At 45.7% G+C, this 19,346-nt stretch carries 1 protein-coding gene; it reads right to left on the reverse strand.

The genetic code is table 11. The annotated features are described in order from the left end of the window. Positions 1-376: 376 nt before the first annotated feature. A complete protein-coding gene (locus ACO067_RS11520; protein WP_421874202.1) occupies positions 377-19,189 on the reverse strand; it encodes a LamG-like jellyroll fold domain-containing protein in 18,813 nt (6,270 codons plus the stop codon). Positions 19,190-19,346: the final 157 nt, after the last annotated feature.

Consider the following 19,346-nt stretch of genomic DNA (forward strand, 5'->3'; position numbering starts at 1 on the left):
AATTTGGTATAAGAAGAGGTGGAAAACGGTAGCCAACAAAGAAGTAGCCCTAGAACCCTCTGTCCGGCTACCGGTTTTCCCTTGAATCCCCAACCAGCTAAATATTTGGATTCAATTCTCTTACACAATTTTTGGTGAATACTTGACCAGTCAATCCTGATCGGGTGATGCGATTGATACTTCATAGGGCTTTGTAAATTTTAAATGCTGGGGGTAATAAAACATATTGAAATTGTAAAATATGGACCATCCCAGCAAACGAGTTTTAGTAAACGTCCAATTGAGTTAAGTAAACCGTATGAAATATTTAGGCATTAAATACAAAAGGCTCCGAAATTGGAGCCCTTCATATCATCACCTGTTTTAATAATGTTTGCTAATGATGCTTCACGTAGACTTTGAAGGTGGTGATCTTAGCTGCCCCTTCGCTGGTGTCTACGAAGTTGAGCAGGTAGATGCCGCCACTCACGCCGCTCACATCAAAGGTCAACTCTTTGTCATAGCCCTTCTCGATCACCTGCTGGCTGACCACATTGCCCTCCAGGTCGATCAACCGTACCTCCACCGTAGCACTCATCAGCTTGCTGTAGCTGATCTGCACATAGTTGTCTGCTGGGTTCGGGTACACGCTCAGGTCTTTGAAGTATTTCCGGTAAAAGCCCAACCGCTCGATCTTCTCTACCACAATCCCATCTTCGGTAACCGTAGCCTGTAGCACCAGCACCTCATCTTCTATGCCATCGCCTCCAATCGTAAACTCTACATACGAGTCCGGATCCATCGGGATACCCGGATACTCGATGTTGAAGCGATACTTGCCGTCTTCCAGTCCCGTAAACTCAAACCTTCCCTCGTCATCTGACTGTACATACGCATACAGCACATACTCGCCCTCTTCATCTTCCTGATCCGTTCTACCCTTAGGCACAAACCGCCTCACCGAACAACCCGCTCGCTTCACTTTCCTTCGTGCATCGATCCGATCTCCACTATCCACTGGCTTGTCCGGTAGGTCTGCCTCTACGCCCCCTTCTATCTTCGCTCCTACTGTCCCCGGTGGTGGTGGAATCTGTGCCATCAACAGCTCTTCTGAAAAGTCCTCGCGAAGCTCGATCGTGTCAGCCTCCGTCCACAAGTCGGTGTTCGAATAGTAGGTCGGAAGGTACTCATCCAGATCATCCGGTGCTACAGCTATCAGGTAGTCCGCCAGCAGCAGCTCCTCAAACAAGAAGCCTGTGCCCGCACCTCGTACCGTCTGGATCGTGTCATACCCCGAACTCGTTTTTGTCGCTTTCAGTGCATAGGCCTCTCCGTCTATAAACGGCTGGCCATCCAGATCCAATGCCGTGAACTCCAGGTTCGCTGTGGCCATCACCACCGTGGAGCGGACCGTCAGCGTCAGGTTCGGTACCAAAGTGCTCGTCACCGTAGCACGGTATCTACCCTGCGTCTCATAGCTCAGTGATGGAATGTCTATGGTAGAAGCGCTGTTGTCTAGTTGGGCTGTGTCCAGATCGTTTTCCAGCGTCCAGCTGTACACATTCGCCGTACCGCCTACTGTCGCTTTTACCTGGTAGGTGCTGCCTACCGGGATCGTGTCTCGTACTGCTGTACCTACCAACCTCTGGTCGCCATAGCTGAACGTCGGGGCCGCAAGGTCCATGTTCTTCTCCAGGTCATCAAACTCCAGGTTGTTACCGCTGATGTCCAATGTCGTCAGGTTCGATAGTCTTGAGAAGTCCGGTACCGTCGAGATCCGGTTGCCTCCCAAATCAATAGTGGTCAGCCCCTGGATGTCCAGGATGTCTCGTGGCAACGTGCCCGTGATGTTGAAGTCCGGTAGTTCCAGACCTACCACTCGTTCTGGGTCCGTACTGATCGCTACTCCTTCCCAGGCAGTCTGGTCGGTTTCCTCGTCCCAGTTATTGCCCGTCCAGTCCCAACTAGCTCCATTCATCTTGGTGTAGATGTTTCTAAGCGCCGCAAAGTCTCTTTCCAGTGATGAGACCTTCAGCACAATAGGCTGGGTCGTCAATGTGCCAGTTACTGTGCTGTTGGTTACCTCTGCATAGTAAGCTCCCTCATCACTAAAGTCACTGATCGACAATGTCCAGCTACCTCCGGTCTCGCTTACTGCACTAACCTCTCCGCTAACCAAATCCTGCTTAAACCAGCTATAGCTATTCGCACTACCACTGATCGTTCGGTCGATCAGGTAATCGGTGCCCTGTTGCTCCAACGTCTCTATGTAGGTACTCACGCTATCCTGTGGCAGGTAATCAAAGTTCGTTACTCCTGCATTCGCCTCCAGTGAGCCAAACTCCAGTCGGTTGTTAGTAACTGTCAGTGTTGTCAGGCTCGTTAAGCTGGTCAATGCCGGGATGCTCGTGATCTGGTTATCACTTAAGTCCAGGTTCGTTAACGATTCCAGTCCTACCGTGATCTCTGGAAAGTCTCCTGTCAGGTTTTGATCGGTCAGATCCAGGCCGGTCACTCGTGTATCGGTCATCGTCACGCCACTCCAATCCGGTAGGTTCGCCCCACTCATCCAGTTGTTGTTCGTCCAGTTCGATCCATCCAAAGCATCATAGATACTCACCAAAGCCAAAGAGTCCAGGACGGTGTTCGGGTCCAATAGGGTGGTCACGCTGATCACGTTACTATTCTCTGAAATGTCTGAAGATGGATAAACGGCTCTGACTCGATAGTAGTACGTCTGGCCATAAGTCAGCCCTAGCACTACCAGGCCAGTCTCGCTTGCATTCACACTCAGGTTGTCATAGCCACTCAGGTTACTGCCAAAGCCTGCATCAGCTGATACATCTACCTGGTAGCTCTCTACTCCTGCACGGGCATTCCACTGCGCGGTGAAGCCAAAGTAACCTACTTCACTCGCTGCGATCGCTGTAGGCGCACCCGGTAAAATCGTCAATTCATCTGTCGTACTGTCGCTGCCCGTATTGCCGGCCACATCGGTAGCTGTTACTGCTACATCATAAGTGCCTACAGCCAAAGATGCTATCGTGCCTTGTGCCAGGGCCCAAGTGCCATCTCCATTGTTTGTAGCAGTATAGCTGCCTCCGTCTACAATTACCTCAACCACAGCACTCGTGTCATTTACTGTCCCGCTTATGGAAGGGCGGTCTTGAAGGGTTTCTTTAATGCTGATCGATACATCAGGTGCCGTTAGGTCCACTGTTAAATTAGCTGTAGTTGTATCGGCATTGCCTACTGCATCGGTAGCAATGGCCTCCAGGGTGTAAACTCCTTCTGCTAAATCGCCAATCGTGCCTTGTGTTAAAGTCCATGTGTTATCACCATTGTTAGTCCCTGCATAACTGGAGCCATCTACATTCACTGTTATGGTGGCATCTGCATCGTCAACAGTACCTACTAGCTCTGGACTTGGATCACTTGTCACTAAGTCGGCCAGAGTAATGGTCGGTGAGGTCAGATCAATAGTCAATGTCGCCGTTGCAGTATCCGCATTACCTACGGCATCCGTAGCGATAGCCTCCATGGTGTAAACTCCTTCTGCTAAATCGCCAATTGTGCCTTGTGCTAAAGTCCAGGTGTTATCACCATTGTTAGTCCCTGCATAACTGGAGCCATCTACATTCACGGATATAGTGGCATCAGCATCGTCAACGGTACCTACTAGCTCGGGACTTGGGTCGCTTGTCACTAAGTCGGCCAGAGTAATGGTCGGAGCTGTCAAGTCTTCTACTACATCGTTCACATCTATTTGAACATCTAAAGTATCTGCATTTACTCCATCGGTTAGTCGGACAGCAAGCGTGAATGAAGTATTCAACTCAAAATCAACATCAGCAGAGTCAGCCACACTGATCGATCCGTCAGCAATGGCAAAAGCTGAGTTTCCATCACTATTCACATCCGTGTTGCCTGACACAATGCTCCAGCTGTAAACGGTGCTTGTAGTATCTGCATCACTGTAGGTAAGAGTTAATACCTCGGTGCCAGAAGCACTGTTCTCATCAATAGACACTACTCCAGGGTCAGTGATGATTGGAGCATTATCGTTCTCATCCTGAACGGTGATTTCCATGGCAAGAGTACCCACGTTACCAGCCGTATCTGTTGCCTCTATAGTTACATTGTAGATGTTGTCCGCTCCATCATCCTGAGGTGTTTCAAAATCAGGAGCTGTTGCAAAGACAAGATTTCCATCTACATCGATGGTAAAGAATCCAGCATCTATACCACTCAAGGACCAGGTGGCGATCTCATTGGAGGTGTAAACATCAAGTGCTGTCGCATTTTCTGTTCGCGTGATATTCGTCGGTCCAGTGATCACTGGAGGCACAGTGTCCATCACCGTTTGATTTAGTATCCAATCCGTAGCAGGATCCATGTTGGTCAACACTCCATTGTATCCCTTTCCAGTCAAATCCTCGACAATTGTATTGCCAGGGCCGTCATTGAATGAATAGTAGAGCTCCAAACCAGCAGTGGTTGCATCCACAGAATCCATTGCATTGTTAATCTCAGCTTCTGTTCTGGCTATAGACCAGATTCTGAATTCATCCAGTACAACACCCTCAGGTGAAGCATAGCCAAGGATCAGGTTACCCAATCCACCGAAGTTCATAAATGACATGGTTCCCATAGTAAGTGGTACACCATCTAAATAGGCAACTGCACTAATCCCTCCACCATCACTCACTATAGCAAAGTGGTGCCATGCCGAATCATTAGGGTTTGCTTCGTAAATCTGGTAATTGCCAAGTGCTCCGAATAGCTGCACATCACCTGGGTCAGAGCCTAGCATCATAAAATCAATTTCTCCATCGAACTGGAAGACATTGAAGTTGTTGCCTGGCACCATGCTGGAGTTAAATTCAAACTCGATCGTGAATGTAGACAAACCATGAAGTGGGTTGCCATTTACATTGATTTGCTCTGAGCCTCCCTGAAAATCAATTGCATAATCTCCCGAATTAATTGGCCCGGCATCCACCAGCAACTCATTGGTGGTAGCATCTGATGCCACATTTCCCGCCAGGTCACTGGCTTCTACCAGTACATCATAAATTCCATCGGCTAATCCTGAATAAGAATTACTCCAAACTCCTGCATCTACCGTCAAAGTATCCCAAGTCGTTCCCGCATCGATTGAAACTCTTAAGTAATCTGTCTCCAGATCATCGTAAGTACCAGACAAAGTCGGTGAGTCGCTGGTAGTAGACAACACGTCAACAGTGGGAACACCTGGCGCCGTTTGATCAATGATTAGCGTTTCCTCAATGGTAGATATGTTGCCGGCAGTATCCATTGCATCCACTCTGAAGAAGTCATAAGTACCGATACCTGTCCAATCTGGGTGAGTAGTCAAATCAAAGCTCCAGGTATTACCGGTTACTGTAGCCGATGCAAAATCACCACGGTCTGCTAAAACCACCGTTACAGTGGCCGTTTCGTCATCGATCGTTCCAGTGAGTGTAGTGCTATTGGTATATCCGCTATTGGTATTTACAGTAAAGGTTGGTGCTGTGATATCAGTGGACTCATAGGGAACAAAAGACCAACTATCAATGAAGATATTACTTTCACTGGCATCATCTGCCGTAACTCTTACGTAAAGCGGCTCACCAGGATCACCTACATTTTCCACTTTCGTCGGGCCGAATGATGCCGAGTTTATCAGCAATGTATCATAGGCAGAGAAAGTAATTCCATCACCAGAAACTTCAATATAAGCCGTGGCTGGTGCTCCATTAGATGCATAGAAAAACTGTATTTCGTGACCTGCATCGGCAACAGGTGCGATAACCGAACCTGAAGAACCTGCATAAAGACCCAATGAAACAGCACCATCCTCCACAGGACCGTCATTTCCATAAGCTGTGGCAAACATCCATTCACCAGTACTTAGTAAAAGCGTCTCATCATAGTTGACATACTCAAGCTCTTCAAAGCTCTCTACTACTGGTGCAACAGACGGTTCCTCAGTTGTTCCATCTGATTTAAAATCATCCAAAATTAGGTTTTGAGCACCTCCGGTAGTTTCAATTTTTACGGATCCATTTACGGATTCACCAAAGTCATACCTAAAGTTTATTGGCTCAGAAGGATAGGTGAGTGCTCCAATAGCAGAATAGCTTTGACCTCCATCATCAGTAAATAAAATGTCTCCAGCTACCCCATCAGTACCTTCCTGATCGTAGGTAAATTCGATGTAGGTCATACCGTATAATGTTGGTGTCTCAAGTGAATTTCCAATTCCCTGGATCAAGGAGACATAATCAAGATTTCCATTAAGATTGACAGCATTCCATTCACCAGAAGATAGAGTTAATGTACCTGTGTAGCCAGTGAGGTCCAGATTTTCGTCATTGAAGTCTTCTTCAAATGCTGGACTTTCCGTGACGTTATTTCCAAATACAAATTCATCTAAGAAGAGGTTGTCTACACTGTTAAAGTCATCAATAACAAGGCTAAGCTTGACAGTAGATCCCGGATAATTTGGCTCATACATATACTGAGTCCATTCTCCTTGCTCTTCGTAAATCGTCTCCACTGGAGTAGGTGTTCCTCCATCAACTATCTCATAGATGGTAAACTCTGTGCCTACGGTGTTGTACCAGAAAGACAATGATGTCTCACCGTCAAACTCTGGTGTCATCAATGAACCAGAGTTTACATAGCTAAGCTCCACAGCATAAGAGCCTTCAAAAACAGTAGACATTGTACCATTAGCAAAGATTAACTCCCATTCACCGGTAGGTAAAACCACTGTTCCATTATATGGTACCTGCCCAAGTGACTCAAAGCTTTCTACCAATTCATTGCCTGACTGCTGAGCTGCAGTCAACTGGAAGTTATCAAAAATTGCCGCATCAAAAGACTCCAACAATATCACTTTGACAGTGCCGGTAAAAGGTACTGTGAAATCGTAGTGATACGTTTCGTAAGCGGTGGATGTGGTACTGATAGGACCAACAGGTGTTGGTAATCCACCATCAGATAGTTCTATTAAGAAACTGGCTTCAGCACCCCCCAATGATCGATAATCAACATCAAATGATTCTATTTCGGTAAATCCAAAGGACTGCAGTGCGTCACCAGCGGAAGCCAATAAAATTGAGTTACCTGAACCACCAAACACCTCTCCGGGATCTGTAGTAACCTCAGCATTTGTGAGTGTCCATACTCCTTCGGTAAAATCAAAATCACCCGAAACAGGCGTTCCCGTATCTCCAATATAGGTGTCAAAATCTTCATAATAGCTGATACCGCCTTCGCCACCAGTACCTCCGTCCCAATTGATGGTACCAGCATCTCCTGTAAAGTGGAAATCCGAACCGGCAAAAGGCCCTGTTGCAGAAGGTAAGTTGATAGTTTGCGCTATCCCGTTATTGATAAAGACGTTATACACAGGTCCTGTATTGAAGAAGAAATCATTAAATGTCTTTTCTCCTAAATCAGCAATGAAAGTCATGTATGCCGTACCTGTTCCACCAGAGAATGACAGCTTGTTGAGGTTGACATCTCCGCCAGAAAAAGCGAGTCCCGCTCCACCCAAACCGATCAGTTCTACATAATCCAGATTGATAGACCCACTATTCTGAGTGATGCTGAACGACCCTTCATCCGCAAAAATGAATGAAGGAGAACCCTCTACATCATCCCATCCGGTGATGTCCACCGATCCACCATCTATGATCATCTGCGCTCCGTTGTTCAATACAAGGGAGTTTTGGTTCATATTAAAGTATCCACCATTGACAACTATTCCGCCAGAACTATCAAATGAACCTCCGTAGAAGTTCATGTCTCCATCGTCCAGAATTAAGAACTGGTTGGTAGCGAATGTCATTGGTGCGTCTGCATAGAAGTACCCACCTGGGATATTCATACTCATGGTAGGAAGAGGAACATCCGTAGCATCAAAACTCTCCATGTTTCCATCTACCACCAGCTGCGCACCTAGCTCAAAACCAAGTGAATCAGCACTGTAGAAAGTGAAATATTCACCAAGATTCAGGTCATAATTATCCAGATAGAATATCGACCCGTATTCGTTGGTTACAAATTCATAGTCATAGTTAAAGTCACTGAGAAGCGTGACTGTACTCGCACTCTGGTAACTAAACGAATAGAAATCTCCACCATAAATGGTGTGCTCCGTACCATCAGAAACTAGCCTCCATTTATAGCTGGAGGTGATATCTCCATAGCTTTCAAAAATGGCATCTTCGGTGAGTATCAAATCTGAGTTGTCTGTAAACTGCACATCTAACCCCGCTCCAATGCGAAGTGTGTCTGCCACAAAAAGCACATTATTGCTGTAGAAGTCCATGGTCAAGCTACCCGTACCCTCAAAGATCAACGACCCATAGGTAATATCTCCTGCGTGCTTGTATGTCTGATCCACTCCATTCAAAATAACCCTTCCATAGTTATGTGTAAATGTTGGGAAATTCGGACTGGACATTTTATTGAAATCGCCACCTACCATTAGGGTGTTAGCGTTTAGGTCAAATGTGCCCGCTGATAATGTGAAGTCGTTTATCTGCGCCTCAGCAACATCCAGGGTTACGTCATGTAAAATTTCTACATTTGATACCTCGATTGGGACAGAGCCTCCCCAGGTAGCTGGGTCACTCCAGTTACCCGCCTGCACTGTCTGGAGCACTCCAGATGATATATATCTTTCGAAGCTGAAGTCATCAATGTACAAATCACCACTAGTACCACCAGCAACAGCTATTTGGATTCTAACTGCTGACCCTGGAGCTTCTACCGAGCCACTGAATTGCATAAAAGATGATGACGTTACTGTGGTACTGGTAGCAGGAGGATTATCGAATGGTTCAAACGCCCCTCCATCCACTGATTTGTAAACATCAAAGCTCACATCAGTTCCATTTGTAGCGTAATAAAATGAAATGTTGCCTCCACCATTTACATAGGGCGAGACAATAAAGCCATTAGCGAGTCTTTCCAACCCGACCGAAGATGCTCCAGAATAAACCGTACTAGCATTACCATAAGCATCGCTAAATTCCCATGTTCCAGAAGATAACTGCTCCTCACCAACATACGACACTGTATTGAGAGTTTCAAAATCCTCCAACGTAGGTGCTACGGCACTTTCCAGATCAAAATAGGAGGTACCCGCAGCTGGAGTCGTGACCGTAGCGGTCAGAGTAGGGGAGTCATCAAAACTACCCGAAATGGACCAGGCTGTACCGCCGTAGATGGTGGTTTGTCCTCGTTGTGTTTTTCCCTGGGTACCCGTAACTGGATCTACCTCATAGATGTGGATGGTCGCAGAGTCGGCAAAGGCTTCTACTGTACCTGACACATCCGATGTGCCGATTGTGCCGATCACTGGCGGTAACAATCCGCCATCAGAGCCCCCTAACAGTTCGATCCCATGGCCATTCTCAAAGATGCTGTTGTTTTCTATCCTGGTATATAAGTATGAATCACTCACCAATTGGATGGCCGGACCATCATTGAAAGCAATGACATTTGTCTGGCCCGTGGTACCCCCAATAAGGATTGGGTCGCCATAAGAAGGAATACCTGATCCGTCCTCTGAGCCTATTCCGATACCATTCGGAAATGCATTCAAAAGATCATCAGCACCTATATAATTGCCATGGATATGAAGTTCGTTGGTGGTATTGTATGGGTTTTGTAACAGTATACCATAAGTTGTATTACCAGAAATAATGTTGCTTTCCAGTACACCTCGACCACCAGCATAAACACCTATATCGTTAGGAATAGCTGATGATTTATCGGCAGACAACCCGATGATGTTGCCAGAAATGGTATTGGTCCCATAGCCGATGGCAAGGCCAATTTCATTGTTTCCAGAGATGACGTTGTTGTCAATCACATAGTCACTAGCTTCCACATAAGTATAACCCAGATCAATACCAATTTCATTAGGCACAGCAAAAGAACCAGTCGGGTCAAGTCCGACGTAGTTGTGACTAATGGTGTTGGTATAGCCATATTCGATTTTAATCCCTGTTTGATTGCCAAATATGGCATTGCGCTTGTTGGCCGCACCGATGATAGCATTATCCAGGTTGTCTGCATAGATACCATAGTCAAATCCGGTAATACCCAGACCATAAACTGCAGTGCCTTCGTAACCTCCGAGATACAAGCCATAACCTGTTCCCTGACCCACAATGACCACCATTTTGTCATTATCCGGATCAAACCCTGGCTGAGTGGAAGCGTCCAATTGCACCGTGTAAGAATAATAGTTGTAGACATCTGGCAAATCAGACTCCAACACAATCTCCCAGGATCCATCACTTCCATCTCCAGGAAGGTTAAACTCAATGATAGAATTTCCTTCAAGAGCGGTAGCGTCGTAGATTGCTTCTCGTAGTGACCCGGCACCATCATCTGCATTGGAGGTCACGGTAAATACCGTGGTGCTACTCAGTGTAGATATATCTAGTTTGATTGGTGTACTTTGCCGGTTGGAAGGATCGGAAAAATCCTCCGCAACAAGATATAGATCGTAATCAGTTTCCTCTGTTAAATCCGTAATACTGGTAGAAGCGGTCGTGCCAATATTAAAGAAGGTCTCGGCAGTAGCTCCCCCTGAGCCAGTACCACTGACCACTTCCGCAGAAGTTGGAGCGGTAGCACCATCAATCAGTAGTACCCCAAATACCAACCCACCTTCATTCGACTCCACAGCCAGGTCAAAGCTGGTGCCTGTGATGTTGGAGATGGTCGGTGTACCATTGATAAATACTGGAGCAAATACATCCAAATCAAAGGCTGTTGATGCACTATAGACAGGTGCTCCTGTAACAACCCCGCTGTGAGCATTTCCAGAAATATCAGACACATCACCAGAGGTAGTATTGAAGCTAAACGATAGTTGAGGCCCCGAACTCTGTTCGGTATAGGCATCTTCGATGATTTCCACAGCGCTCCTTGCTGTATTCCAAATCTGGAAGTTGTCCATTCCACCTTGTAAGAAGAATGAACCAGCGTATGCACCAATATCTAGACTATAAGTAGCCGGAGATGATGAAAACGCAGAGAATGTACCAAGATCTGTAGGGTTGCCATCTTTGTAAATGGTAAGGCCAGTGCCATCACCTACCAGCGCATAGTGGTGCCAATCGGTGTCTGTGATGAAGTCGGTGTCCGTTCTTGCATCGAGGACATACTGACCAGATGCTCCTCGAAGAATAGCCATGCGAAGACTGTGGTCATTCGTACCATTATTGAACTCCAGGAAGAATCCGTGATCCAAAGTGCCGGCTCCTGTTATGGCGATGGTTTGTCCGGTTTTTTCGAGCTCATCTATTCGCAACCAAAACTCCATGGTAAACACTCCTGATTGCTGGATGAAGTCCGTGTTGACAGTTGCTACATCGATCTGATCATTAGATCCATCAAACGTGATGGCGTTTTGAATTGTGGGTGTACTAAAGTCCGATGGCACAAAAGTAGCGCCAGTGATTGTTCCGTCATTTGTATTCACAGAGCGGTCTACTATTGCAGCACCTCCGTTTTCATCCATGGAGTAGTATGCAGCTAGTTTTGGTTCGTTACCTACCAGTGGAGTAAAGCGGTCTGAGAAGTCAGTTTTTACTGAGTCAGACCAAATTCTAAACTCATCAATTGTTCCAACAAAGGAATTCGGATTACATTCTCCACCTGATGAATTCAAAACATTGCCAATACCAAAATGGGAAGTACCATCCTGAATGTCAAATGGAAAACTACCCGATGATGCATCCAAAGAACTAGTACTGGCAGACCCGTTGAGGTAAAATTGAACACGATCAAGACCATCATTGGTGTCAATTGATCCATCATAGGAAATAGCCAGATGATACCATGTGTTAGCTTGGAGTGGCTGGTCCATTTTGATTCTCCGTTCACTAGACCCATTTAAGGTTAAATAACTGAACAGTACTACATCGTTAGCGGCATCAAACTGCACTGTAATTTGCCGTTGATTTTCTCCACAATTCGAGTTTCCAGACTTACCGAAAATCGGAAAGCTTTGGTCGAGGTTATCAAGTTTCAGCCAAGTAGAAATGGTGAATTTTTTATCCACTCCAGCGATAACCTCGTCAAAAGAATCTCCAAGGTCAAGGAAATCTCCTGATCCATCAAAACTCAATGCATTACCAGGAGTGACCATGAAAGCAGTTCCTTCCGATTCAGCGCTCCATACTATGCCGTTATTAGCGCTGATTCGGTAGTAATAAACCGTACCTGTCGTAAGCGAAACACTCACCGGATCAGAACCATCCGGAGTAGATATCAATAGATCTTCTTCAACAAATGACCCAAATGCTGGATCAGTGGATACATCCACATTGATCTGATTAACACTTCCGACTTCCCAGTTTGCTGTGAACCCTGTAGTCGTAACATCTGTAGCGTTATAAATGATTGGTCCCCCAACTGCAAAGGCCTCAGAAGTCACCCAATTGGTACTCGTTCCGGTTTTGGCAAATCCTGAAAGAGTCCCTGAATTGGAGTTTCCGGAGAGATCAGTAATAGCATCTGCATCAGCAATCCCCGAATTATCTGCATCAGCAATCCCTTCGTCAAATCTGTAATAGGCCACTAATCCTCCTTCACTACCCGAGAGGGTGTTGTCCATGTTAGCTCTAATATCCGTATCCAGCTTGGCATAATTCCATACACGAACTTCATCAATCAAGCCATCGAAACTTCCTGCTCCACTATTGAATGAGCCGATAAACAATCCGTCATTACCTGTAGTAGGGTTTTGAGTGGTAGATGTCTGAGCTTCCTCCACGCCGTCTACAAAGATTGTTAGTGTATTGGCACTATTACTAAATACTCCAGCAATATGGTGCCACTTTCCATCATTGACTAGAGACGTTCCCTGAGCCTGAACACCACCACTAGCATCAAAGCGTACTTGCGCATAGCCATTATGAACCACTAGTGAATAGTTTTGATTTCCGGATGCTGGCTTGGTAATTATTCTCTTGTATGAACCAGAAGCTTGTGAAGTTTTAATCCAGGCCTCCAAAGTAAAACTGGACAAGTCTAACTCACTACTTTCAGCGATACTGACAAAATTCGTTTCATTAAAACCTAATGCAGCACCAGGTTCAACCTGAAAGGCTTTACCATCAGATTCTTCACTCCACACGGATCCATCAGTATAGCTGATTCGATAATAATAAACAGTCCCCGGTGTGAGAGAAACACTCACTGGGTCAGAACCATCTGGGGTGGAAATAAAGAGATCCTCTTCAACAAATGAGCCAAAACCCGGATCTGTCGATACATCCACATTGATCTGAGTGGCTGATCCAAGTTCCCAATTGGCAGTGAAGCCAGTGGTGGTAACTAATGTGGCATTGTAAACCGTAGGGGCCACTAATACCCCAGCTTGTGAAGGTGTGTAAGTAGCATCAGTCACCACCCCATCATTCATGTTGACCGATCTATCTATCAAAGTTGTCGATCCCGGTCCTTCATCAAATGCGAAGTAAAGCCCCAATTTAGGCTCATTACCCTGAGCTGAGGCATAGCGATCTGAAAAGTCCGTTTTTACACTATCAAACCATATTTTGGTCTCATCCAGCTCTGCATCAATCACATAGGCATTGTCTGAATCGAAGGTGCCCAATTGGAGTTTAGGATTGACTGGTGTATTTAGCGCAACATTGTTATCAATTGTTTCTACAAAGCTGCCGTTGATATAAACATCCGACAGGTTACTGCCATTGTAAACGATAGCCAAATGTGTCCATTGGTCAACAGGTATGGAAGCAGTAGTAGCAGTGGCGTCATTGCTGCTCAGGCGGTGAAGTTTTACTAATCCGCTGGCTCCATCATACCCAATTATCAGCGTTTGGTCAGCAACTGGAGTATCCGCTCCCCACCAGGTTATCCATCGGTCACCTGTTTGACTGGACCTTTTGATCCATGTTTCGAACGTGAAAGAACCGTTGGATGAAGGAATGTTACTAGAAGGTACTGTTACATAATCAGCATCTGCATCAAAACTCAATGCATGCCCTGGAAATGCTTCCGTTGTTGCAAATTCTATGTTTGATTGGCTGGAGGCATCTTCATTTCCATTAGTAGCAGTCACCCGAAAGAAATAGCCCTGATTCGTAGGAAGACCCACTATAGCACCAACAGCGGTACCAGCACCAACAGTACTACTGCTCACAATATTTGCGTCGAAGTTGTCATAGCTGGTAGACCACTCTACGAGGTAATCGGTGTTGTCGGTAGCTACATCCGTCCATGCCAATTCGATGCTGGTTGCATCGCGGTAATACCCAACTAAATCGGTTGGTGCTGCTGGAGGAGGCACGGTATTCAGATAAAGGGCTGTGACACCCCCGCTATAATCATCTGTACCTGTTAATAGCAAATCCAGATCACCATCTCCATCATAGTCACCCCAAGAAACTGTACCGTATGCAAAGTTGTCGAGCGTAAAACCGGCATCTTCGAATGTGCCGGCATTGTTCGTATAAATCGTAGTGGCAAAGTCTGTATCTCCGCTTCCATTGATAACCAGGTCAAGATCACCATCGCCATCATAATCTCCCCATGAGACATCTCCCTCAGCATTTGGCATCAAAGTGGCATTGATATTGATAAACGAACCAGCATCATTTCGATAAATGAAAGGTTCATTACTAAATGATGCATCAGACCCTGTTACGATCACATCCAAGTCTCCGTCATTGTCATAATCACCCCAATCCGCCTTACCCCATGCTTTACCCTCAAGACCTGCGGCAATGTCTGTAAATACACCATTATTATTACTATAAATGATCGCATTTCTTGAAGTATTGTTGTCCGTAAAGCCACTGGAAAGCAAGTCCAAATCACCATCTGCGTCATAGTCCCCCCATTTAAGACCACCTTTGTTGTGACCTGTTAAACCAGCTCCTATATTGGTGAAAACTCCGCCATCATTTTCATAAATCGTGGTTGAGGCGAGAATTGATCCGCCATCATATAGACCTTGAACAGCCAGGTCCAAATCTCCATCATTATCATAGTCACCCCAGTCCGCACTTGCATAATAGACGCCTTGAAGTCCGGCAGAAATGTCCGTGAAAGTGCCTGCATTATTCTGATAGATAATCGACACTGGAGTACCACCACCGTCGGCTCCAGCAATAAAAAGGTCCATATCACCATCATTGTCATAGTCACCCCAAACAGATGCTCCATTGTATACTGGAGTGAGGGAAGCTCCTATATTGGTGAAAACCCCGGCACTGTTGTTGTAAATGATCGCTAGCTCCGAGCCATACTCAAAATCAAATCCAGTGAGGACCACATCCAAATCTCCATCATTGTCGTAATCTCCCCATGACGCAGAACTCTCTACTACTCCGTCCATAGTCGTAGTGGTTTTGACAAATCCACCTTCAAATGAACCAGATTCCACTTTGAATGATAGCGTGAAAGGTTTCGCCGTTTCGCCGCCTGTTCCGAGTACTCCCGAAGTAATCACCACTGATACATTTTCCCCAGCTAAAAAGTCATTGTCTGGATTAATGGTGAGCGAAGTAGTACCTCCTCCGGCATAAGTAGCAGTAACCAGACCAGATTGACTACCCCATACCTTGATATTAGATGACGTGAGAGAAGCTCCATCCAGCATGGCATCAAAATCGATAATGATATCGTCACTAGCAACGATGTTGTTTTCTAACTGTACGGGAGTAGTAGTGGTAACGGACATAAACTCCGTTAGGGCACTAGAGGTAACCCAGTCTGCGGCACTCATTCCGCCTGATAGGGCTCCATCATTGCTATTCCCAGACAAGTCTGGCAGCAAGGTCCCTGTGGTTTCGTCAAACCGGTAGTAGGCTACTAATCCTTGTTCATTACCTTGGACGGAGTTGTAAGTATGATCACTTATTTCAGTAGGTGTGCGGAGGTCATTCCAGATTCGGATTTCGTCTATCTCCCCAGTAAAATACTGCTGATCAGCATTTCTACCGATGTTAAGGTTGGAAGTGATTCCCGTGTTCCCATTGTGAGTAAATGCAGACCCAACAGCTGCGCCATCAACATAGAACTGCCCGGTACCTCCGTGCTGAAAAGTCATGGCCACATGGTGCCACTCTCCATCGGCCACAAATACACCGGAAGTTTCTATTTGTACCGCATCCCACGTAACCAAAACTCCCGCATCGACAAATAAACCATACATTGGGTCATTGGCCAAAATGGATTTAAAGCCAGCTGTGGCATCACTCGTTTTAATCCAGGCCTCTACAGTTCCCTCAGATAGGTCATCAATAGAAGCGGCATTTGGGACATTCACGTACTCTGAAGTTTGGCTGCCATCGAAAGTCAAAGCATTTCCCGGCTGCACCATAAAGGAGACTGGATCAGAACCTTCACTGTAACCACTGCCATCATCATAAAAGATTTGATAGTAGAGCTGCTGCCCAACATAGCCGGACAGATCCTGACCAAACGTAAACCTGGTAGCCGTACTCGGACTTGGTATGGATATGCCCGAAGCAAATGGAGACTGCATGTCCTCATTGTCATCTACATGAATCAATATGCTGGAAGCAACCGGTATGAGTTGAAAATTGATTCTAATACTTGATTCACTGACATTGGTGGCCTGATAGGTGATTGGAACCATCGCCGTGGAAGGCGTCCACACGGGGTTGTTGTAGGATATAGCAAACGTCGAATTAGTAGCTGGTGTCTGAGGGTAGCCAGTTTCTACCGTAAATGTTGTGGTGGTATTGGAGGTGATGTTTTGATCAAAGGCTGCTGGCGTTATCTCATCAAAGGTCCTTAATACAAATCCAGCCATGTTGTCACTGGCAAAGTCAAATCGATCATAGGTCGGATTGGAAGTAATGACATTAGTAGCGACCGTGGATATCATTCCCACTTCACCAAAGAGTCTGGCACTATATCCGTTGGGACTTTCATCATTTAGCGTAAAACCAGCTATCTGATCAAAGCTAAAATACGCCTCCAGGTTATCGTCAGCTGATGGATAATGCTCATACATGTCATTCAGCACTTCACCTGAGCTTCTGCCATCATTCCATATTTTCAGCTCATCTATCTCTCCACCGAAGAAGTACTCTATGCGCTGCCCAGGAGTATTGCCAGTTGCCTGTGCTCCAATGAATGCTTGAGTTCTATTGGTGTAGGTGCCAGAAATGTCTGCTGTAATAGCACTATCAATCTGATTACCATTTACAAACAGCCTGTAATCCGCTCCTGACTTGGTCAAAGCTGCATGATACCACTTGTCTGGGGCTATTTTCGGTCCCGTTAACGTCACTTCAGCCGTGGTAGCATCGTTTCTCTTCGAAAAGGTCAACACACCAGTGGTTGGTGCGATGTACAGCCAGTTGACAGCTTCATTGTTTGAAACTCCAGTGCCATACCCAAAAATAGTTTGATAATCTGCCGTAATTCCATCGAGCTTGAACCACATTTCATAACTGTAGCTATCCGAAGCATCGTTCATTATTTTGATATCAGAGGCATCCACAAAGTCATTATATCCATCGAAGTATAGGGAATGGTTGCCTACCTCACCCACAGTCATCACACTACCGGCAGTTACACCAGATCCAATGTAATTGATCTCGTTGGTAAAATTGAAGGTGTTGAAGCTACTTGTCTCCGGCTCTATTATGGAAAAGGTATTCCCGGCAGTAGCTCCAGCATCCATGTCAGCCGTCACCCAGAAATAAGTAGTGGAACCTGTCGTATACGTCTGATTATATATAAGAGCAATCATCGCTCCCCCTGGGTTGCCTGCCGTATCGATGCTACACCGGGTACCAACAGGCGAGGCTGTACCAAAGTCATTGGTCGTGTTCTCCCAAAGCTGGAATGCGTTAAGGGCAAAATCGGCACTATCAAAAGTGCCTGTCAGATCGAAGAGATATCCCTGGCTTTCAATGCTAGTGGTAGCCACATCCATCTGCCACCCGTAGATGACGTTATTAGTAGATCCAGGCACCAGATCTGAAGCTGGAACGCTAAGGGTGTTGAATGTGACGTCTGCAAGAGTGAGGGTAGTGAACTCCTGAGCTAGTACTACTGATTGGTCATTAGTTGTTGCAGTATTGGCATCAATATCTGCCACAAAATATATATAATATTGAGTGCCGGAGAGCAGGTCATTGCCTCCCGAATGTTCCGTACTTCCCAAATCATTGAAGGTATAGTTTCCACTACCTAAACTCCAGTTTTTCCAGTTATATGCTGGAGACCCTGTGTGATCTGTACTATCAATTATCTGCAATGCTGTTGGCTGAGTAGGTGAAGTAGTTATCACATAATATAGTGTAGCTGAATTATCAATCGTCACATTGGTCACGTTGAGTGAATTGGTTCCAATTTCTAATTGTAAATCATATAGATTAATAGCCGGTGCTGGATTTAAAGCAGGGCCAGATGTAGTCCAGGTTGGAGTACCGTTAATCGTTCCGTCATTATCTCCGATGGTCTTATCACTTACATTAGGACCTGATCCATCAGAAAAATCATAATAGGCAAGTAAGCCAGATTCACTTCCAGTAAGCTCATTGGAGTAATTGGCCTGTATGTCTGTCGCACTTCTAACTTCATTCCATACTCGCACCTCATCGATTTGTCCACTAAAAAAGTCCCCGTCGGTCGGACCAGCACTAATGTAAGAAGATCCAATTCGGTTCACTGCCATCGCCGTTTGGTAAGTGGTGGTATAGGACGTTTCGTCAAGAACACCATCAATATATATGTTCACTTCGAAGGAAATTGGATCATGAGTAATCGCTATGTGGTGCCAGTTTCCATCGTTAACCGATGTAATGCTCTCTATGATATCATAGTTGGTTGACACTCCTGTCCAATGAGTGTACCGTACTTTACCAGCATTGATTCCGAACGAACCACGAATATTGTTATCTGTATCACCAATTACAGAAAGGGCAGAGTTGCCAACATAACTAGGTGTACTGGCTGTAGATGTAGTACTGATCCATGCCTCATAGCTGAGACCGGTATTCAAAGAGGACCGTGTGGTTTGAACTCTCGTAGCACCATCAAAAGTGAGGGCACTGTTCTGCCCCACACCCCTCCAGGAAAGCAGCATGAACAAACTCAGAAATAAGAAGGACTTAAAGATAGTTTTCCCCTGGCGGATGGGTGTTGTGGTGTAGGTCATAGCAGTGATATGTTGCGGTTTTGCGATAGATGCCGGAAAATTAGGCCTTCATCTCCAAAATTCGAATACCATATACTTGGTATTTACATGATTCTATTACCTAAATTACTTGCAACGAGGCGTTTAGCCACCATATGTTTCGATAAACACTTCCACT

The organism is Marinoscillum sp. (genome assembly GCF_965229915.1).
Lineage (GTDB): Bacteria > Bacteroidota > Bacteroidia > Cytophagales > Cyclobacteriaceae > Marinoscillum.